Genomic DNA, 19,630 nt, shown 5'->3' on the forward strand with positions numbered 1-19,630 from the left:
GACAAATGGCTAGAGTTCGTGTAGGTCGAGTTGGCGAGCAAATTAAGAAAGAATTAAGCCAGATCGTACAATCCGAATTGAAAGATCCGCGTATTGGCTTCTTGACAGTTACCGGTGTAGAAGTAACGAACGATTTATCCTTAGCTAAAGTGTATCTTAGCGTAATGGGTACAGATGAACAGAAAGAGGGCACCTTGAAGGCTCTTTCTGTAGGCACTGGGTATATTCGTTCCGAGCTGGGCAAACGAATTCGTTTGCGCAAAATTCCGGAATTGCAGTTTAAGTTCGATGCTTCAATCGACTACGGAAGTCATATCGACAACTTGCTTTACAAGCTCAACCAGGAAGGGAATCCAAACGTATGAGCAGTGGAATGAAGCATGCCCCCGAATATAGTCAGCAGCTGGCAGCAGCCGCTGCATTTATCGAGCAGCATGATGATTTCTTGGTGGTATCTCACATCCAACCAGATGGAGATGCCGCCAGTTCCACGTATGCCATGGGATGGATTCTAAACCAGTTGGGCAAAAGCTTTACTATGATCAACGAGGGCGCCATGCCCTCCAAATTTTCCTATTTACAGGGAAGCGATCAAGTATTGAATTATAATCAAGAGCTGCCCGCAAGGCTTTATCAAACCATTATAAGTGTAGATTGTGCTGATTTCTCCAGAATGGGTAGGATCAGCACTCTTTTTGATGACCAAGTGCAGCTGCTCAATGTAGATCATCACCCGACGAACGATAGATTTGGTTCCTGTCATTTGATCAAGCATGATGCCGCGGCTACGGTTCAAATTTTATATGACTTAGCGATACAAATGGCGTTATTGCCTGATTTGGATTTCGGTGACTGCATCTATACGGGTTTACTGACGGATACAGGCGGATTTCGCTATTCCAATACATCACCGGAAGTGATGCAAATGGGCGCAACCCTACTGGCACTTGGTGTAAAAGGCGCTGATATAGCCGAACAAGTGTTGGAGAGAGTCACCTATTCGCAAATTGTACTTCTTCAAAAAGCGCTCTCTACCTTATCCTTTGCACATGATCGTAAACTAGCGTGGCTTGCTGTATCTCTGTCAGATTTAGAATTAACAGGAGCTTCAAGTGACGATTTGGATGGTTTAGTCAATTATCCGCGCAATGTGGAAGGTGTAGAAGTAGGGATGTTATTTAAGGAGAAGGCTGTTGGTGTAATTAAAGTAAGTCTCCGTTCTTCAGGGCTTGTTGATGTTGCAGCGATTGCGCAATCTTTGGGTGGAGGCGGTCATGTGCGAGCATCAGGCTGCACAATCCACGGTACGCTTGAAGAAGCCGTCACCCAAATGGTGCAGGAAGTAGGGAGTAAGCTGATATGACGTTAGAAGGTATTTTGCCTGTTTGGAAACCGGCCGGATTCACATCTCACGATGTTGTTGCCAAAGTCAGAGGGATTTTAGGTATCAAACGAATTGGTCACACAGGCACATTAGATCCTCAGGTTACCGGAGTTTTGCCGTTGTGCATTGGTAGAGCTACTCGAATGGTAGAGTATATTCAAGAGCTTCCTAAGGAGTATGAGGCATATCTTCACATTGGTCTTTCCACAGATACAGAAGATATGACAGGCACTGTGATTGAAGAAGTTGCTGAAGTTAAGCTGGATGAAGCGAGGATCCGCGAAGTTCTTCACACGTTTGTTGGAGAAATTGAACAAATTCCACCGATGTTTTCGGCTGTTAAGATAGATGGCAAACGGCTCTACGAAATAGCCCGCGAAGGCAAGGAAGTAGAACGGAAATCACGCAAAGCAACCATCCATCGATTGGATATTCTTCAAATGGACCTGCAGCAGAACCATCCCGAAATTCAATTTCGTGTTTCATGCTCCAAAGGTACTTATATCCGAACATTATGTGTTGATATCGGCAAAGCACTTGGTTATCCTGCCGTTATGAAGAGTCTGATTCGAACTTCAACAGGGAGTATTCGCCAAGAGAAATGCTTGACTTTTGAGCAGATCATTCAGTTGAAGAGTCAGGGAGATCTGCAGTCACATATGATTCCTATGGATGAGGCGATTGCGCATATTCCTGCTATTGAACTTTCCGCCCAAGAAGCTGTGCATGCACTGCAAGGAAAGAAGATTACAGGGCTAGCCAAACCTACAACGATTCTTGTAGATGCCTCGCAGCATATTGTCCGTGCTTACTCGCCGGATCAGCGTTTTCTTGGTCTGTTTGAATGGAAAAGTGCTAGCCAAACCCTGGTCCCGGTCAAGGTTTTTCTCTAGTATCAATGTTCAGGGACAGGTTGAAATGGGCAGGTGAATATAAACGTATGCAAGTAATTCCAATAACTTATCCCATTGATTTCGATGCTTCGAGCCTATTTGTAGGCGAGCAAGTCGTAGCAATCGGTGATTTCGATGGTGTTCATATGGGGCATCAAGAAGTCATCGGACGAGCTCTGCGTACTGCGAAGAAGCTGGGGTTACCAACAGCCATTATGACCTTTCACCCTCATCCCAGAGCGGTTATGGGTCAAGATAAATATGTGGATTTGCTCACGCCAATGAGAAAGAAAATGGAGATGTTTGCCTCTCTTGGCGTGAGTCATACTTATATCGTTACCTTCGATGCCTCGTTAATGCGGTTATCTCCTGAGGAATTCGTGGATCAAGTACTGCACCGACTTGGCGTTGACAGTGTGATATGTGGGTTTGATTTCACATTTGGTTATCAAGGCAAAGGCAACCCGGATACGCTCTGTGAGCTGAGTCATGGGAAATTTTCAGTAGAAGTGGTGAGACCCTTTCATATGGATGGCGAAAAAGTTAGCAGTACTCTCATTCGTGAATCATTACAGCAAGGGGATATTGACACAGTTACGAGACTTCTTGGACGTCCCTATAGCATTAGCGGCATCGTTGTCGATGGAGCCAAACGGGGAAGAACGATTGGATTTCCGACTGCCAATCTTCAATTGGATGAATCGTATGTCGTCCCTACCAACGGCGTTTATGCGATTAAGGCATCACTAAAAGGGGAAACCTACAAAGGTGTTATGAATATCGGTATCAAACCAACTTTCACAACAGGCGAATTAAAGCCTTCCTTTGAAGCGCATTTATTTGATTTCTCTGATCAAATTTATGGCGAGCATATGAGCGTGGAGTTAATCGCTTTTCTTAGACCGGAACGCAAATTCTCATCCATCGATGAATTGGTTGCTCAGATCAAGCAGGATGCAGAATTGGCAAAGCAGAAATTATAAACGTTCCTAGGAAACAAGCATTTACTTCTATTAGGCGATTATGATATACTGAATAACGTTGCCAAAAGAAACGAATCTTTCTGGCATGAACCTTAGCTTGGATAGACGCTATCATCGGCGATTTCTAGGCTTACGGGGATACAATAGAATTTAGGAGATGAACAATCATGGCATTAACACAAGAACGCAAAACGCAACTGATCCAAACTCACAAAGTACATGATACCGACACTGGGTCACCAGAGGTACAAGTAGCAATTCTTACTGAGAACATTGTCAACCTGACTAACCACTTGCGGACACACAAGAAAGATCATCACTCCCGTCGTGGCTTGCTCAAAATGGTAGGACAACGCCGTAAATTGCTAGCATATGTGAAGAACAAAGATGTGAGCCGTTACAGTGCTTTGATCGAGAAGCTTGGTTTGCGTCGATAAAACCGACAATGAGAAGCAACCTGTTGCTCCTTTGCTGGGCTTGATAAAGCTTCAGCAAAGAGTGACAACAAGGTTGCTTTTTCTTGTATTTTTAAAACGGAAAAAGAAGGAAATACTAGACAATGCGCAGAAATAGAGGATGACTGTGCAAGTTGTCAAACACATATGGAATGAGAAATTCCTTAGGAGGATTTTATGGAGAAAAGGGTACAAATGGAACTTGGCGGTAAACCGTTCATTCTGGAAACGGGCCGACTAGCCAAACAAGCCAACGCGGCAGTAACCGTACGATACGGTGATACGGTTGTGCTTAGTACAGTAACGGCGTCCAGCGGGCCGAAAGATCTGGATTTCTTTCCGCTCACGGTTAATTATGAAGAAAGATTATATTCCGTTGGTAAAATCCCAGGTGGATTTATTAAACGTGAAGGACGTCCAAGTGAGAAAGCTATTCTTGCCAGCCGTCTAACAGATCGTCCGATTCGTCCTTTATTTCCGGAAGGTTTCCGCAATGACGTGCAAATCGTTTCCATCGTAATGAGCGTTGATCAAGAATGTCCGCCCGAAATTGCGGCAATGATTGGTACTTCAGCAGCACTTGCTATTTCGGATGTTCCTTTCAATGGACCAGTAGGCGGCGTGATTGTTGGACGAGTTGATGGACAATTCGTCATTAATCCAACTGGAGAGACAGCAGAGAAAAGTGATATTCACTTGACGGTTGCTGGAACGAAAGACGCAATCATGATGGTTGAAGCAGGAGCGAATGAAGTTTCTGAGGATGTTGTCCTTGAAGCTATCATGTTCGGTCATGATGAAATCCGCAAAATCGTTGCTGTGATCGAAGAACTGGTCGCTCAAGCCGGTAAACCGAAAATGGAAGTTAAGCTACATACCGTTGATGCTGAGGTAAACCGTGCTGTTCGTGAATTCGCACAAGCTAGATTAGTGGATGCGATCAAAATTCCGGAGAAGCATGCGAGACAAGAAGCGATTGATATTGTGAATGCTGAAGCTGTGGAACATTTTACGGCACTTTATGAAGAAACACCTGGCCTACTGGGTGATGTGAAAGAAACGCTTTATGATATCGTCAAAGAAGAAGTACGCCGTTTAATTACGCATGATAAAGTAAGACCAGATGGACGTAAACCAGAGGAAATTCGTGCGATTGATTGCGATATTGATCTGCTGCCGCGTACTCACGGTTCCGGTTTATTCACGCGTGGACAAACGCAAGCGCTTAGCATTTGTACATTAGGTGCATTAGGGGATGTGCAAATTCTGGATGGGTTGGATCTGACAGAAACCAAACGTTTCATGCATCATTATAACTTCCCACCGTTCTCCGTTGGTGAAGCAAGACCGCTTCGTCCACCAGGCCGTCGGGAAATTGGACATGGCGCTTTAGGGGAGAGAGCTCTTGAGCCTATCATTCCTAATGAAGTTGAGTTCCCATACACGATTCGTCTCGTATCTGAAGTATTGGAATCGAATGGTTCGACTTCCCAAGCGAGTATTTGCGCTAGTACGTTAGCACTTATGGACGCTGGTGTTCCAATCAAGGCTCCAGTTGCTGGGATTGCTATGGGTCTGATCAAAGACGGTGACCACTTCTCCATTTTGTCGGATATTCAAGGAATGGAAGATCATCTTGGCGATATGGACTTTAAGGTTGCAGGAACAGCCGAAGGAATAACAGCTCTTCAAATGGATATCAAAATTGACGGTATCGATCGCAGCATTCTGCAGCAGTCTTTACAACAAGCCAAAGAAGGCCGTTTGCACATTTTAGGAAAAATGGTATCCCGTATTTCGGAGCCTAAGAAAAACCTTTCCAAATATGCGCCGAAAATTCTGACCATGAACATTAATCCGGACAAAATCCGTGATGTTATTGGAGCAGGCGGTAAAATCATCAACAAAATCATTGAAGAAACCGGCGTGAAAATTGATATCGAACAAGATGGCCGTGTATTCATCGCTTCATCCAATCAAGAGATGAACGAAAAAGCACGTTCCATTATCGAAGGCATCGTTCGTGAAGTGATCGTTGGCGAAACATACCTCGGTACGGTCAAACGCGTTGAGAAATTCGGTGCATTCGTCGAGATTCTGCCAGGCAAAGAAGGTTTGGTTCATATTTCGCAAATTTCCACAGAGCGTGTAGCTAAAGTGGAAGATGTTGTGAACGTTGGAGATCAAATCACAGTAAAAGTAACGGAAATCGACCAACAAGGAAGAGTAAATCTTTCTCGCAAAGCAACATTAACTTCGCAAGTCCCGGCCCAATCCTAAGCCGTGTGACTTGTGAAGTACCCTTCATAGTTTCGGACAAAGAGTCAGATCAATCTGTCTCTTTTTTGCGTTTACCTTGGGATAGACATGCTTGTTCTAATCTTGTCCTTTTCTGCATAAAATCAGGAAATAAGGATGGGGGGACCTCGACATGCTCTATAAAAAGTGGCTTCTACTTGGAAGTTTTTTTGCCATGGTTCTACTCGTCATTCAGACTATTCCTGATATAGGAACATATATTCTCAGTGTGAAATATAAGCCATCTTCCTATGTAACGAAGACCAACTGGCAGGATGAAGAGACGCTTCCTGTATTTGCTGCGAGTTCTTCCAAAGGAGAAAAGTTAAACAAATTAAGTCCCTCGCAATTAATGGATATAATTCATAAAGAAGCAGAAAACCGCAGGATTGCCCCGATAAATGCACGAATTGATCCAGTATGGAAAGCGATACCTGGTTATAATGGACTGGAAGTCGATATCGATGAAACGCTTAAGCTGGCTGAGCATCATCTCACACCTGGCAAGATCAACTATGTGATGAAGGAAGTTGAGCCGGCCATTCAATTGAGCGATCTTGGTCCTGTCCCTGTGTTTAAAGGAAATCCCAAAAAGCCGATGGCGTCATTGATGATCAATGTGGCTTGGGGCAATGAATATTTGCCGAGCATTTTAGAAACACTTCGCAAAGAAAATGTACACGCCACTTTTTTCTTCGATGGCTCTTGGTTGAAGAAAAACGTAGAAATGGCCAAAACGATACAGAGCGAAGGTCATGAAATATCGAATCATGCGTATTCGCATAAAGATATGAGAAATATAAGTCGCAGCAAAGCTGTAGAAGAGATTTCCAAAACAGAAGATTTGTTGAAGCAGCAATTAGGTGTGAAAAATACGCTGTTTGCACCGCCTTCCGGATATTTTAATCAAGAAACCGTTCAAATAGCCTCTGAATTTCATCTGCAAACCGTACTGTGGACCTTCGATACCATCGATTGGAAAAATCCTGGAGCAGATCGAATTATTCAACGCCTTACTACGAGCATTGAGCCAGGCACTTTAATTTTGATGCATCCAACCTCTTCATCCAAAGAAGCACTGGCTGGAATGATCCGTGTTATCAAGAATAAAGGATTATCCATGGGGACAGTATCGGAGCTATTATCCTCTAAAAGGATCCCTGATGGGGGTCAACTGACGAAATAAACTCGTGATTTGGGCACAAAGTTGAGTCGCTGGCACATTTTTGTTAGACTGAGTAAGTATAATTGGGGAACAGGATTTTACGTGCTACATTTTGAGGAGGAACCTTGGTGATTAAATACCGCTTACATAATGGATTGCGAGTCGTCATGGAAGAAATCCCTACATTTCGATCGGTTACTTTCGGAATTTGGGTAAAGACGGGCTCACGCAATGAATCTCAAGAATTGAACGGCATCTCGCACTTCATTGAGCATATGCTGTTTAAGGGGACAGAGCGTCATTCAGCGAAAGATATTGCTGAGATCTTCGATGGTATCGGAGGGAATGTGAATGCATTCACATCGAAGGAATACACTTGCTATTATGCCAAAGTGTTAGATGAACATCTGCCGCTTGCGATGGATGTGCTCTCGGATATGTTTTTCCATTCCTCTTTTGACGAAGGGGAGTTGGAGAAAGAAAAGAAAGTCATTTACGAAGAAATTTCCATGTATGAAGACACGCCTGACGATTTGGTTCACGATTTATTGGCGAAGGCTTCCTATGGATCACATCCGCTAGGCTACACCATTCTTGGGACAGAAGAGAATCTGTCGAAAATGAAATCCGATGATCTCCGAAACTATATGAGACAGCATTACAATACAGAGAATACAGTACTCAGTATTGCTGGAAATATTGACGATAGCGTTCGGGAATTGATCGAGAAGCATTTTGGCGAATTCGCAACCACAGGCATTGAAACGAGCTATGATGCGCCAGATTTCATTGGTGACTTGATTTTCCACGCGAAAAAAACAGAACAAAATCATATTTGCCTCTCTTTGCCGGGACTTTCACTGCAAGAGGAGAATTTGTATCCCATGGTGCTTCTCAATAACGCGATTGGCGGAGGCATGAGTTCCAGGCTGTTCCAAGAAATCCGTGAAAAACGCGGGCTCGCTTATTCGGTGTATTCGTATCACTCCTCACATATCGATAGTGGGATGTTTACAATCTATACGGGTACAGCACCAAAGCAAACACAAGAAGTGCTTGAAGTGACGATGGAGCTTCTCCAAGATATTGCGCTGAAAGGCATGACGGATTCCGAGCTGAAGAAAGGCAAAGAACAGCTGAAGGGCAGCTTGATTCTTAGCTTAGAGAGCACGAGCAGCCGGATGAATCGTTTCGGGAAAAATGAATTGATGACAGGCAAGCATTATAGTCTTGACGAAATGATTGAGCGAATCGAAAGCGTTCAGATGGAGCATATTCGCGCATTAACGAAATCCTTGTTCGCGACACCATTTGCGTTATCCATGGTAGGAAATTCGGATGATGTCATCAACGGCTTCAGGAGGGATCAGCTTGTCTCTCTCTAAGTACGAAGTCCAAATTAAACGCGTTGCCGGTCAAGAAGATATTCTTCTGCCCCAAAAAATGTCCAAAGCAGCCAGTGGATATGATCTGCATGCCGCCGTTAGTGAGCCAGTTGTATTAGCTCCGGGAGAGCGTAAGCTGATTCCAACCGGTTTTGCGCTCAGCATGCCGCCGGAATTGGAAGCGCAGATCCGTCCGCGAAGCGGCCTTGCTTATAAACACGGCATTACGACGCTGAATTCTCCGGGAACCATCGATGCTGATTACCGCGGCGAAGTGAAGGTATTGCTGATTAACCACGGTCAGGAGCCATTCACGATCGGCCGGAATGAACGTATTGCTCAGATGGTATTCCAGCTTGTACCCCAAATCGAGCTTGCCGAGGTTTCTGAATTAACAGAAACGGTGCGTGGAGCAGGCGGCTTCGGTCATACAGGACGTTAAACCGAGCTTGTAACATAGACAAAGAAACAGAGGCCATCTTCCAGCGGAAGGTGGTCTTATTTGTTGTCAATCAAGTATCGAAAGGAATAGCACCCATCTTTAGGCGAACGCATACTATAACGTATCGAAACGGACCGAGAAAGGGGTGTAAGCAAGAATGCTTACTGGGATTTCGGTTGCATTTATGGGTGGGGACGCCCGGCAACTAGAAGTAATTCAGAAATTTACGGAGTTAGACGCAACAGTGACATTAATCGGCTTTGATAATCTCGGGAGGCAATTCAGCGGCGTCTCCAGTGCGAAGCTTAATCCTGATCTGCTTCAAACAGTGGACGTACTGATATTACCTGCTGTAGGTACGGATGATTCAGGACAAGTGGAATCTGTGTTCTCAACTGAAGAGCTGAGGCTGACAGGCGATCACATGGCCTCACTGCCTAAACATGCCAAGGTGTATACAGGGATGGCCAAAAGCTTCCTGAAGAAGCTTTGTACTGAGCATAACATTGAACTCGTAGAGTTATTTGAACGGGATGATGTAGCGATTTACAACTCCATTCCGACAGCTGAGGGCGCGCTTATGATGGCGATTCAGAATACGGATATTACCATTCATGGGTCCGTTTGTATGGTGTTAGGTTTTGGGCGCACCGGTTTTACAATGGCCAAAACATTGCAAGGATTAGGGGCAACCGTGAAGGTTGGCGTGAGGAAGCCAGAGCATTTTGCAAGGGCGTGGGAGATGGGTTTTCAGCCTTTTTATACAAAAGACTTGTACCCGGAAGTGGGGAATATTGACTTGCTTTTTAACACAATTCCGACTATGATAGTCACAGCGCAAGTTATTACCAATATCCCACATCGCGCGCTCATCATCGATTTGGCTTCCAAACCCGGCGGAACGGACTTCCGATTTGCCGAGAAAAGAGGCATTAAAGCGATGCTGGCGCCCGGTTTACCTGGCATCGTCGCCCCCAAAACAGCTGGCCGCATCATGGCGAACACGCTTAGTCAGCTGATCGAGGAAGACTTCAAAGACAGGAGCGATGTGGAATGAATTGGCAAGGGAAAACGGTCGGTTACGCGTTAACCGGTTCTCACTGTACGCTGGAAGAAGTCATGCCTCAGATTAAGAGATTTGTAGATGCAGGTGCTCGTGTGATCCCCATTGTTTCCAATACGGTAATGACAACGGACACACGTTTCGGCAAATCTGCCGATTGGCAGCAGCAAATCAAGGATATTACAGGGAATGATATTATTTCTACCATTGTAGCTGCGGAACCTTTAGGGCCATCCAAGCTGCTTGATGTTATGGTTATTGCGCCATGCACAGGGAATACGACTAGTAAACTAGCGAATGCAATGACAGAAAGTCCTGTATTGATGGCAGCCAAAGCGCAAATGAGAAATTTGCGGCCACTCGTTTTAGCTATTTCCACCAACGATGGACTTGGCCTTAACGCGATGAATATTGCAAAGCTTCTTACCACCAAAAACATTTATTTTGTTCCATATGGTCAAGATGCCCCAGGAGCGAAGCCAAATTCGTTGGTTGCTCGGATGGACTTGATTATGGAAGCTTGTGAAGCGGCTTTGGAAGGTAAGCAATTGCAACCCATGATTATTGAGAGATTTCAATATTAATGCATATATAATTCTTGAAGGGGAGAAACCAGCATATGTCCACCCAGAAGCTTTTTAATGTTGCCGTTGTAGGCGCTACAGGCGCTGTAGGGGAACAAATCATCCGACTATTAGAAGAACGGAATTTCCCCATTAAGGAATTAAAATTACTTTCATCGGCCCGTTCAGCTGGCGTAAAGCTGCCTTTCAAAGGTCAAGATATTGTCGTACAAGAAGCAACTCCAGAGAGCTTCCAAGGCGTAGACATTGCGTTATTCAGCGCTGGCGGGGATGTAACGAAGGCATTAGCACCTCATGCTGTTGAAGCAGGTACGATCTGTATTGACAATACAAGTGCGTATCGTATGGATCCAGATACACCTTTGGTTGTCCCAGAAGTCAACGTCGAGAAAATCAACGAGCACAAAGGAATCATTGCGAATCCGAATTGCTCCACCATCCAAATGGTAGCCGCTCTGAAGCCGTTATATGACCGTTACGGGATTTCTCGGGTGATTGTTTCTACGTATCAAGCCGTATCCGGTGCTGGTGCCAAAGCGATTAACGAAATGTTGAGACAGTCCAAAGAAGTGTTAGCGGGCAACGATGCCAAGCCTGACATTTTGCCTGTAGGCTCATTGCCGGTGAAACACCAAATCGCATTTAATGCAATTCCGCAAATCGACAAGTTTCTAGATAATGGTTTTACAAATGAAGAAATGAAAATGATTCTTGAAACCAAAAAGATTATGGGCGATGAGTCCATTGAAGTCACAGCAACTTGTGTTCGGATTCCGGTTGTATACGGACATTCCGAATCGGTTTATGTGGAATTAATAGAAGATTTCGATATCGAAGAAGTCAAAACGCTGCTTGCCAATGCGCCAGGAATTGTTCTTGTTGACAATCCGGCAGAGCAGCAGTATCCTCTTGCAACGGATGCAGCCGGTAAATTGGAAACTTTCGTTGGACGTGTACGTCGTGATCTAAGCAACCCTAAAGCGCTAAATATGTGGATTGTTTCAGATAATTTACTAAAGGGTGCAGCTTGGAATGCTGTACAAATTGCTGAATATATTGCTATAGAGCAATAATCAGCATACTGCGATGTTCAACATGCAGTGAATATGGGGGAAACTCATGCGAATCCTTGTTCAAAAATTCGGAGGTACTTCGCTTTCCACCGCATCAGCTAGAGAACACGTTATTGGACATATTCAAGACGCACTAAGCCATCCCTATAAGTTAGTTGTTGTGGTATCTGCGATGGGAAGAAAAGGAGAACCCTATGCAACGGATACGCTCCTTGATCTAGTTCGAAAGAACGGAGAGGGGCTGCCGGCGAGGGAACTCGATATGCTCATGGGCTGCGGAGAATTAATCTCTGCAGTGCATTTGTGCAGTCTTTTGCAAGCAAGAGGCATTCGATCAACGGTTTTGACTGGTGGGCAAGCTGGCATTCAGACGAATGAAGAATACGGCAACGCCAAGATTATCGCGATGCAGCCTAATCGGATTCTTGAATTATTGGAGCAAGATCAGGTTGTTATTGTTACCGGGTTTCAAGGCAAATCAAGCCAAAATGAGCTGACAACCTTAGGCCGTGGAGGTAGTGATACTTCGGCTACGGCTCTTGGCGCGGCGCTTAAGGCTGAGATTGTTGATATTTTTACAGACGTGAATGGGATCATGACAGCGGATCCAAGAATTGTAGAAGACGCCAAACCTCTGGTTCGGGTGAGCTTTGCAGAAATTTGCAATATGGCTCATAATGGGGCGAAGGTCATCCATCCTCGTGCTGTTGAGGTTGCGATGCAAGCGAATATTCCTATACGTGTTCGCTCCACATTTTCCAAAGAAGAAGGGACCTTGGTCACCGCTTCTGACAGTATGCCGAGCGAACCCAACCAAGTAAGAGACCGCTTCGTAACAGGAATTGCTCATTTTACGAATATCACACAGATTCAGGTGGCTGCTGTAGAAGGTCACTTCGACCTTCAGCTTCGTGTATTCAAAACGATGGCTCAGCACCAAATCAGTGTTGATTTTATAAACGTGAACCCCTCCGCCGTTGTATATACGGTGTTTGATTATGAAGCAGACAGAGCGCTTAAGCTGCTAAGGAGTCAAGGCTACGAACCTAAGGCATTGAGTGGTTGTGCCAAAGTATCTGTCATTGGCGGTGGAATGAACGGCGTTCCAGGGATTATGGCTCATATTGTTGAAGCTTTAACTGTAGAAGATATCCGTATCCTTCAGTCAGCCGATTCCAATACGACGATTTGGGTGCTTGTTCAAGGCGAAGATATGATTAAATCTGTTAAAGCATTACATCATAAATTTAATTTATCCAAGTAAAACAGAAGATTCTGGAGGTGTAAACGGTGGATTTTGGAAGAGTAATCACAGCAATGGTCACTCCGTTTGATGAGCAATTGCAAGTCAATTGGGACCAAGTAGAACCACTTATCAACTATTTGATTGAAGAACAACAATCAGATAGCCTTGTTATTTGCGGGACCACTGGAGAGGCGCCTACATTAACAGACGATGAGAAACTTAAACTTATTGAATTATCCGTTCGTTACACACGCGGCCGCTGCAAAATTATCGCAGGAACTGGAAGTAATGACACCGCACACACCGTACATTTTTCTCAAAAGGTAGAGAAGCTGGGTGTCGATGGCCTACTCATCGTTGCTCCTTACTATAACCGTCCGTCTCAGGAAGGGTTATTCCAACATTTCAAAGCAGTGGCTGAGTCTGTTCAGACAGCTGTTATTTTGTATAACGTGCCTGGACGCACAGGTGTCAATTTGGATGCGGAGACGACAGTTCGTCTTTCTCAAATTTCCAATATTGTTGCAACCAAAGATTGCGCCAATACGGATCAGTTGACTCGCATAGTGGCTGAAGCCGCTCCTGGATTCCTTGTCTATAGCGGGGATGACAGCAGTGCATTGCCAGCTTTAGCGGTTGGCTGCCAAGGAATTATCAGTGTTGCAAGTCATGTGATTGGAAAAGAAATGCAATCTATGATAAAGTATTATTTAGAAGGCAACGTTCAGCAAGCTGCTGAACTACATCGTAAGCTTCATCCTGTTTTTACTGGCATTTTCCGTGTACCGAGTCCTGCGCCAATTAAGCATGCTCTTGCACTGAAAGGCATTCAAACAGGAGGCGTAAGACTTCCGTTGGTTCGCGTATCCGAGCAAGAAGGACAATTCATCCAATCACTTTTTGTATGATAACGCCTAATGAATCGGTGCTTCCGGCATCGGTTTTCTTTTTTTGGGGAAACTAATGTAATCGGTATTAACTTGTATTTGTAGTTTTTTTTCATGTATAATGGTTGCAAGTGACTAGTTCGGTTTTTCATTTAAAATTCGTCGTCCAATCTAAGAAGGAGGTATATTCTTGTCCAAAAAAAATATTGATAAACTTTTGATCTTCGCTCTTGGCGGCGTGGGCGAAATCGGAAAAAATATGTATTGCGTTCAGTATGCGAACGATATCATCGTCATTGATAGTGGATTGAAATTTCCAGAGGAGGACATGCTGGGGATTGACATTGTCATTCCGGATATCGGGTACTTAACAGAGAATCGGGATAAAGTACGCGGAATCATTATCACGCATGGCCATGAAGATCACATCGGCGGCTTACCTTATGTGTTGAAGCACCTTAATGTTCCCTTGTATGCCACTAAATTAACCATGGGACTTATCGAAGCTAAACTGAAGGAAGCGAATTTGCTCGGAACTACGAACCGCATTCTGATTAACTCGGAATCCGTTCTTTCCTTAGGTGTTCTTACAGCATCTTTCTTCAAAACGAATCACAGTATTCCTGACTCTGTTGGGGTGGCTCTGGATACACCAGAGGGGGTAGTTGTTCATACTGGAGACTTTAAGTTTGATCAAACCCCTGTGAACGATCAATACGCTGACTTGCATCGCATGGCAGAAATCGGGAAGAAGGGCGTACTTGCCTTGCTTTCAGATAGCACCAATGCGGAACGTCCTGGTTACACAGGATCCGAGCGCAGTGTAGGGATTGAAATTGAAGAAGTATTCCGTAAAGCTAAGCAAAGAGTTGTTATTGCGACATTCGCATCGAACATTCACCGTGTTCAACAGGTGTTTGATGCTGCCGCGGCAACAAATCGTAAAGTAACCGTAATTGGTCGTAGTATGGTTAATGTCGTTTCCATCGCTAGCGAGTTAGGGTACTTGCACATTCCGGATGGTATGCTGATTGAGCCAGAGGAAGTAAACAAGCTTGCTGCTGACCGTGTTGTTATCCTTTCTACAGGAAGCCAAGGAGAGCCAATGTCTGCTCTCACAAGAATGGCACGTTCCACTCACCGCAAAATTGATATTTTGCCAGGTGATACGGTCATTATTGCGGCGACTCCAATTCCGGGTAACGAGCGTTATGTAGGTCGCACAGTTGATGAGCTATTCCGAATTGGCGCTAATGTCATTTACGGCCCAGGTTCGGTTACTGGGGTTCACGTATCGGGTCACGGCAGCCAAGAAGAATTGAAATTAATGCTCAATCTGATAAAGCCTAAGTATTTTATTCCGATTCATGGCGAATATCGCATGCTGCGTCAACACGCCATTCTTGCCGAATCTGTCGGTATTCCTAAAGAAGATATTTTTATGTGCGATATTGGCGACACTGTCGAAATTCAAAATGGCGCTGCTCGTAAAGGTTCCAAAGTTCAAAGCGGCAATATTTTGATCGATGGACTGGGCGTTGGAGATGTAGGCAACATTGTGTTGCGCGATCGGAAGCTATTGTCGCAAGACGGTATCCTTGTGGTTGTCGTTACACTCAGCAAACAAGATGGCAAAATTTTATCCGGACCGGATATCATCTCACGCGGATTCGTCTATGTACGCGAATCTGAGGGCCTCTTGGAAGAAGCCAATCGTATCGTAACGAATACATTAACGAAACTTATGAATGAAAATGTAAATGAATGGGCATCTTTAAAAACAAATGTCAAAGATGTTCTCGGACGTTTTTTATATGAACAAACCAGAAGAAGACCAATGATCCTTCCAATTATCATGGAAGTCTAGGCTCGAACAGTCACTTGAACCTATGCAAATAGTAAAACCCTCTCCTTTGCTGGAGAGGGTTTTTTTCATTTGTTTTGAGGCGGTATTTCATGCATGAAAGCTGGCAAATTTATTCATACTATGGGAGATTATGATCCGTACATGCTGATGAAACCAGTTTACAATAGCAGTACGATAAGGGGGACTAACTATGGCAGAGCCAACAGGACCGAAACAGCAGGAACCGGAAACAGAGGAGGGGAAAAAGAACCCTATCCTTGAGAATATTCAACAGTTAGGTCAAACCAATACGCTTTCAGGCGAATCTAATATTTTCTGTCTAACCATTATTGGACAAGTGGAAGGGCACATCGTACTGCCGCCGCAAAATAAGACGACCAAATACGAGCATTTGATTCCTCAACTCGTGGCTGCAGAACAAAATCCGAAAATTGAAGGTGTCATGATTATCCTCAATACAGTGGGAGGAGATGTTGAAGCGGGATTGGCGATAGCGGAAATGGTAGCGACACTGTCCAAACCTACGATTGCCTTGGTACTAGGAGGAGGTCACAGTATAGGGGTGCCGATTGCTGTATCAGCGAATTATTCCATCATCGCGGAAACCGCGACGATGACCATCCATCCCATTCGATTAAATGGTCTCATTATTGGGGTGCCGCAAACATTTGAGTATTTGGATAAAATGCAGGAACGTGTCGTTCGATTCGTTACGAAGCATTCGAATGTCACCGAGGAGAAGTTTAAAGAACTCATGTTCAAGACGGGGGAGCTAACAAGAGACATCGGGACAACCGTAATTGGCATTGATGCAGTGAAATATGGTCTGATTGATCAAGTAGGCGGCATTGGAGATGCCATTCGTGAACTGAATAAACGGATAGAAGACAAGAAAGCTTCTTCAGGAGGAGGTTTGGTACAATGATTCATTCGGTCGTCCCCATGGAAGTTATTTTTGATGGGATGGAAACGTACGCTCCCAAATATCTTGAGGTCCAGCAGGGGGGGATTTCCATGCAGATAGAACCGATCGACGGGTTTCAGGCACGGATCATCCGATTGTACAGCTGCAATCCTCAGGATTATTTGAACAATCAATATGCCCCTGGCACTATTATTTCTTATAGTCCTGTGGCTGAGAAGCATTTACCTATTTAAAGCGCTGTTCCTGTATCATCCCTCAAGTCCAATATGGTATAATGTGGACTCGGGGGTGACAAGCGTGGCGAAACGCAAGAAAAAAGGCAAGCCTATAAAAACGAGCTTGTTATTCGAATTATACGGTATTCTCATTTTGATTTTCTCTGTAATTGCACTTGCTCATCAAGGGCATGTTGGGAATTCGTTGATTTATCTTTTCCGCTTTTTTGTGGGAACGTGGTACTCGTTAATTCCGTTGATTTTCATATATGTAGCCCTGTATGCAATGATTAAGAGAGCGTGGCCAGAATTCGTCACGGTTAAGAAAGCGGGCATCTTACTGTTTATTCTTGGTCTCTTGATCAAAAATCAAATTGATTTATTTGCTCAGCTGTACCCTGATGGCGGTTTTGCATCAGGTAAGATCATCTCTTCGACCTGGGAAGCCATGTTGGAAGGGCTGAATCCTACAGAGGCTGGAAGAGCGGCATTGGAATATGGAATCGGCGGCGGAATGATAGGAGCTTTGCTGTATAGCATTTTGTATTTCTTGTTTGATTATTTAGGTGCAAGATTGATTCAATATGCTTTATTTGTTATGGGGTTTATCTTGGCAACGGGGATTTCTTATGTAGATATCGGCAATGTCATTAGGGGCCGCTTCAGCAATGTCGGTCAGAATTTTAAGGACAGGATGAAAGAGTGGCTGCAGGATCGTGACGCAAGACAACCTCAGGCAGCTACAGCCGGTGCAAGTGAAAGGAAAACAAAGAAATCCGTTTACATACCCGTTGATGATGAATTTGATGAAGAAGTGTTCCAACCTGTAAAACGAACAAAGAAATCACCGATATTAATGGAACTGCTTCGTCCGATCAAAGAAGGTCGGAAGAAATCAGCGGCTGCAAAGAACGATTCCGAGATGGATACTGATTTGAATGAAGCGAATGATGAGGGTGCGGAGGAGAAGGTTGTTTACCAAACACCTGGCGCACAAGCGGAATCGGCAGCTGAGCATGAGGATCAACCTGTCACACCAATTATTCGGGATTTTCAAGAACAAGTGTTTCAAGAAGCGCAACAGGTTGTTAAACCATCGGCAGCTTCAATACCAGATCAGCCTGCCAAGCCCCAAACAGCCAAAGGTGCTGTAGAAGGACAGGATGATGAGCCAGTTACGTTGGAATTTCAAGAGAATGCGCCAATTGTCCAAACGCGGCCATACGAGATGCCTTCCCTTGATTTGCTTGCTAAGCCAGCCGTTGGCAAAGGCAGTGAAATGTCAGACTACAAAGCAAACGCGAGAAAACTTGAAGCAACGTTAGAGAGCTTTGGCGTTCGTGCTAAGGTGCTCGAGGTTGTCAGAGGACCGGCAGTCACACGCTACGAGATACAGCCTGACGTTGGGGTGAAGGTCAGCCGAATTGTATCTCTGACGGATGATATTGCTTTGGCGCTGGCCGCTAAGGATATTCGGATGGAAGCGCCGATTCCAGGTAAAGCTGCCATCGGCATCGAAGTGCCGAACCTGGAAGTTTCCGTTGTAACGATGCGTGAGGTTATGGAAACGTCAGCATTCCAAGAATCAAGCTCCCGTCTGTCGGTCGTCTTAGGGCGTGATATTTCTGGTCAACCGATCGTCGGCAACTTGGCGAGAATGCCCCATTTGCTTGTAGCCGGTGCAACGGGATCAGGTAAATCCGTATGTATTAACGGGATCATTACGAGTATTTTGTATAAAGCAAAGCCCAATGAAGTGAAATTTCTCATGATCGATCCGAAAATGGTAGAGCTGAATGTTTATAATGGCATTCCGCATCTATTGGCTCCGGTTGTGACTGATCCACGCCGAGCATCGCTTGCGCTGAAGAAAGTTGTCGTCGAGATGGAAAAGCGCTATGAGCTCTTCTCCAAGAGCGGCACTCGGAATATCGAAGGTTACAACGCAATGCTAGTAGAGAGCGGGACAGCAGCTCCATTGCCTTACTATGTCGTCATTGTGGACGAGTTGGCTGATTTAATGATGGTTGCGGCGAATGACGTGGAAGACTCGATCTGCCGTCTCGCCCAAATGGCGCGTGCTGCAGGTATCCACTTAATAATTGCCACCCAACGACCTTCCGTTGACGTTATCACTGGGGTCATCAAAGCCAACATCCCTTCACGTATCGCTTTCGGAGTATCCTCTCAAGTGGATTCACGAACGATTCTGGATATGGTTGGCGCAGAGAAGCTGCTTGGCCGAGGCGATATGCTTTACTTGCCTGTAGGCGCATCCAAACCGGTTCGGGTGCAGGGGGCATTTTTGTCTGACCAAGAGGTTGAGCACGTTGTAGGTTTTGTACGTACCCAAGAGCAGGCTAACTATCAAGAAGAAATGGTTCCGCAAGTGGAAGAAATGCCGGAGCAACAGAATGAATTTGAGGACGAGCTGTATGATCAAGCTGTCCAAATCGTGCTCGAAGCCAAACAAGCTTCTGTTTCACTGCTTCAGCGGCGAATGAGAGTTGGTTATACACGTGCAGCGAGACTAGTGGATGCAATGGAAGCTAAAGGCGTTGTAGGTCCTTATGAGGGAAGCAAACCCCGTGAAGTCCTGATGTCTATTGAGCAATATCACCATAATCGCATGAGTTCTTAACTTAAATACGGCTGAATAAAAACACTCTCCTCAGGAGAGTGTTTTTATTTGTATAATCCGAGACTCCCTTTCTCATAATAAGCAAGAAAAGGCTGTAATTTGAAAAGTGAGGTTGAGAAGGGGA

At 44.8% G+C, this 19,630-nt stretch carries 18 protein-coding genes; all 18 read left to right on the forward strand.

Annotation, left to right across the window (positions count from 1 at the left end; translation table 11 throughout):
- Positions 1–5 precede the first annotated feature (5 nt).
- The 18 genes from rbfA (at position 6) to BC351_RS01765 (ending at position 19,506) form a co-directional block, all read left to right on the forward strand.
- On the forward strand, positions 6–365 hold the full coding sequence (gene rbfA, locus BC351_RS01680; RefSeq protein WP_079408971.1) for a 30S ribosome-binding factor RbfA: 360 nt from the start codon (positions 6–8) through the stop codon (positions 363–365).
- On the forward strand, positions 362–1,363 hold the full coding sequence (locus BC351_RS01685) for a DHH family phosphoesterase (RefSeq protein ID WP_079408972.1): 1,002 nt from the start codon (positions 362–364) through the stop codon (positions 1,361–1,363). The genes rbfA and BC351_RS01685 overlap by 4 nt, the downstream gene beginning before the upstream one ends.
- Positions 1,360–2,277: a tRNA pseudouridine(55) synthase TruB gene (gene truB, locus BC351_RS01690; RefSeq protein WP_079408973.1), complete on the forward strand. Its 918-nt coding sequence runs from the start codon at positions 1,360–1,362 to the stop codon at positions 2,275–2,277. Before BC351_RS01685 ends, truB begins: the two co-directional genes overlap by 4 nt.
- 47 nt (positions 2,278–2,324) lie before the next feature.
- On the forward strand, positions 2,325–3,260 hold the full coding sequence (locus BC351_RS01695) for a bifunctional riboflavin kinase/FAD synthetase (RefSeq protein ID WP_079408974.1): 936 nt from the start codon (positions 2,325–2,327) through the stop codon (positions 3,258–3,260).
- 167 nt (positions 3,261–3,427) lie between these two features.
- On the forward strand, positions 3,428–3,697 hold the full coding sequence (rpsO, locus tag BC351_RS01700; protein WP_029195252.1) for a 30S ribosomal protein S15: 270 nt from the start codon (positions 3,428–3,430) through the stop codon (positions 3,695–3,697).
- A gap of 195 nt (positions 3,698–3,892) precedes the next feature.
- Complete coding sequence (gene pnp / locus BC351_RS01705; protein ID WP_079408975.1) at positions 3,893–5,995, forward strand: polyribonucleotide nucleotidyltransferase; 2,103 nt, start codon at positions 3,893–3,895, stop codon at positions 5,993–5,995.
- A gap of 151 nt (positions 5,996–6,146) precedes the next feature.
- Positions 6,147–7,199 carry a polysaccharide deacetylase family protein gene (locus BC351_RS01710; protein WP_079408976.1) on the forward strand — a complete coding sequence of 351 codons (1,053 nt, stop codon included), beginning with the start codon at positions 6,147–6,149 and terminating at the stop codon, positions 7,197–7,199.
- A 107-nt stretch (positions 7,200–7,306) separates the two neighbouring features.
- Positions 7,307–8,563 carry a M16 family metallopeptidase gene (locus tag BC351_RS01715; protein ID WP_079408977.1) on the forward strand — a complete coding sequence of 419 codons (1,257 nt, stop codon included), beginning with the start codon at positions 7,307–7,309 and terminating at the stop codon, positions 8,561–8,563.
- Complete coding sequence (gene dut / locus BC351_RS01720) at positions 8,550–9,005, forward strand: dUTP diphosphatase (protein WP_279628295.1); 456 nt, start codon at positions 8,550–8,552, stop codon at positions 9,003–9,005. The genes BC351_RS01715 and dut overlap by 14 nt, the downstream gene beginning before the upstream one ends.
- A gap of 157 nt (positions 9,006–9,162) precedes the next feature.
- Positions 9,163–10,062: a dipicolinate synthase subunit DpsA gene (dpsA, locus tag BC351_RS01725; RefSeq protein WP_079408979.1), complete on the forward strand. Its 900-nt coding sequence runs from the start codon at positions 9,163–9,165 to the stop codon at positions 10,060–10,062.
- Positions 10,059–10,652, forward strand: a complete 594-nt coding sequence (locus BC351_RS01730; RefSeq protein ID WP_079408980.1) for a dipicolinate synthase subunit B — start codon at positions 10,059–10,061, stop codon at positions 10,650–10,652. Before dpsA ends, BC351_RS01730 begins: the two co-directional genes overlap by 4 nt.
- Before the next feature lie 35 nt (positions 10,653–10,687).
- Positions 10,688–11,725, forward strand: a complete 1,038-nt coding sequence (locus BC351_RS01735; protein ID WP_079408981.1) for an aspartate-semialdehyde dehydrogenase — start codon at positions 10,688–10,690, stop codon at positions 11,723–11,725.
- Between the two features lie 46 nt (positions 11,726–11,771).
- Complete coding sequence (dapG, locus tag BC351_RS01740) at positions 11,772–12,989, forward strand: aspartate kinase (RefSeq protein WP_079408982.1); 1,218 nt, start codon at positions 11,772–11,774, stop codon at positions 12,987–12,989.
- 26 nt (positions 12,990–13,015) lie between these two features.
- Positions 13,016–13,879: a 4-hydroxy-tetrahydrodipicolinate synthase gene (dapA, locus tag BC351_RS01745; RefSeq protein ID WP_079408983.1), complete on the forward strand. Its 864-nt coding sequence runs from the start codon at positions 13,016–13,018 to the stop codon at positions 13,877–13,879.
- A gap of 169 nt (positions 13,880–14,048) precedes the next feature.
- Positions 14,049–15,725, forward strand: a complete 1,677-nt coding sequence (locus tag BC351_RS01750) for a ribonuclease J (RefSeq protein WP_079408984.1) — start codon at positions 14,049–14,051, stop codon at positions 15,723–15,725.
- Positions 15,726–15,915: 190 nt separating this feature from the next.
- Positions 15,916–16,650 (forward strand): ClpP family protease, encoded by a 735-nt coding sequence (locus BC351_RS01755; RefSeq protein WP_079408985.1) that lies wholly within the window; start codon positions 15,916–15,918, stop codon positions 16,648–16,650.
- The gene (locus BC351_RS01760) at positions 16,647–16,883 is read left to right on the forward strand and encodes a YlzJ-like family protein (RefSeq protein ID WP_079408986.1); all 237 of its coding nucleotides are present in this window, start codon (positions 16,647–16,649) and stop codon (positions 16,881–16,883) included. The genes BC351_RS01755 and BC351_RS01760 overlap by 4 nt, the downstream gene beginning before the upstream one ends.
- Before the next feature lie 64 nt (positions 16,884–16,947).
- Positions 16,948–19,506 carry a DNA translocase FtsK gene (locus BC351_RS01765; RefSeq protein ID WP_079408987.1) on the forward strand — a complete coding sequence of 853 codons (2,559 nt, stop codon included), beginning with the start codon at positions 16,948–16,950 and terminating at the stop codon, positions 19,504–19,506.
- Positions 19,507–19,630 lie beyond the last annotated feature (124 nt).

Source organism: Paenibacillus ferrarius (assembly GCF_002027705.1).
In the GTDB taxonomy this organism is placed as follows: Bacteria; Bacillota; Bacilli; order Paenibacillales; family NBRC-103111; genus Paenibacillus_E; species Paenibacillus_E ferrarius.

Coding starts and splice junctions, on each gene's coding strand:
- rbfA (WP_079408971.1), top strand. CDS start 6: ATGGCTAGAGTTCGTGTAGGTCGAGTTGGCGAGCAAATTAAGAAAGAA.
- BC351_RS01760 (WP_079408986.1), top strand. CDS start 16,647: ATGATTCATTCGGTCGTCCCCATGGAAGTTATTTTTGATGGGATGGAA.
- dpsA (WP_079408979.1), top strand. CDS start 9,163: ATGCTTACTGGGATTTCGGTTGCATTTATGGGTGGGGACGCCCGGCAA.
- truB (WP_079408973.1), top strand. CDS start 1,360: ATGACGTTAGAAGGTATTTTGCCTGTTTGGAAACCGGCCGGATTCACA.
- dapG (WP_079408982.1), top strand. CDS start 11,772: ATGCGAATCCTTGTTCAAAAATTCGGAGGTACTTCGCTTTCCACCGCA.
- BC351_RS01735 (WP_079408981.1), top strand. CDS start 10,688: ATGTCCACCCAGAAGCTTTTTAATGTTGCCGTTGTAGGCGCTACAGGC.
- BC351_RS01695 (WP_079408974.1), top strand. CDS start 2,325: ATGCAAGTAATTCCAATAACTTATCCCATTGATTTCGATGCTTCGAGC.
- BC351_RS01730 (WP_079408980.1), top strand. CDS start 10,059: ATGAATTGGCAAGGGAAAACGGTCGGTTACGCGTTAACCGGTTCTCAC.
- rpsO (WP_029195252.1), top strand. CDS start 3,428: ATGGCATTAACACAAGAACGCAAAACGCAACTGATCCAAACTCACAAA.
- BC351_RS01685 (WP_079408972.1), top strand. CDS start 362: ATGAGCAGTGGAATGAAGCATGCCCCCGAATATAGTCAGCAGCTGGCA.
- pnp (WP_079408975.1), top strand. CDS start 3,893: ATGGAGAAAAGGGTACAAATGGAACTTGGCGGTAAACCGTTCATTCTG.
- BC351_RS01755 (WP_079408985.1), top strand. CDS start 15,916: ATGGCAGAGCCAACAGGACCGAAACAGCAGGAACCGGAAACAGAGGAG.
- BC351_RS01710 (WP_079408976.1), top strand. CDS start 6,147: ATGCTCTATAAAAAGTGGCTTCTACTTGGAAGTTTTTTTGCCATGGTT.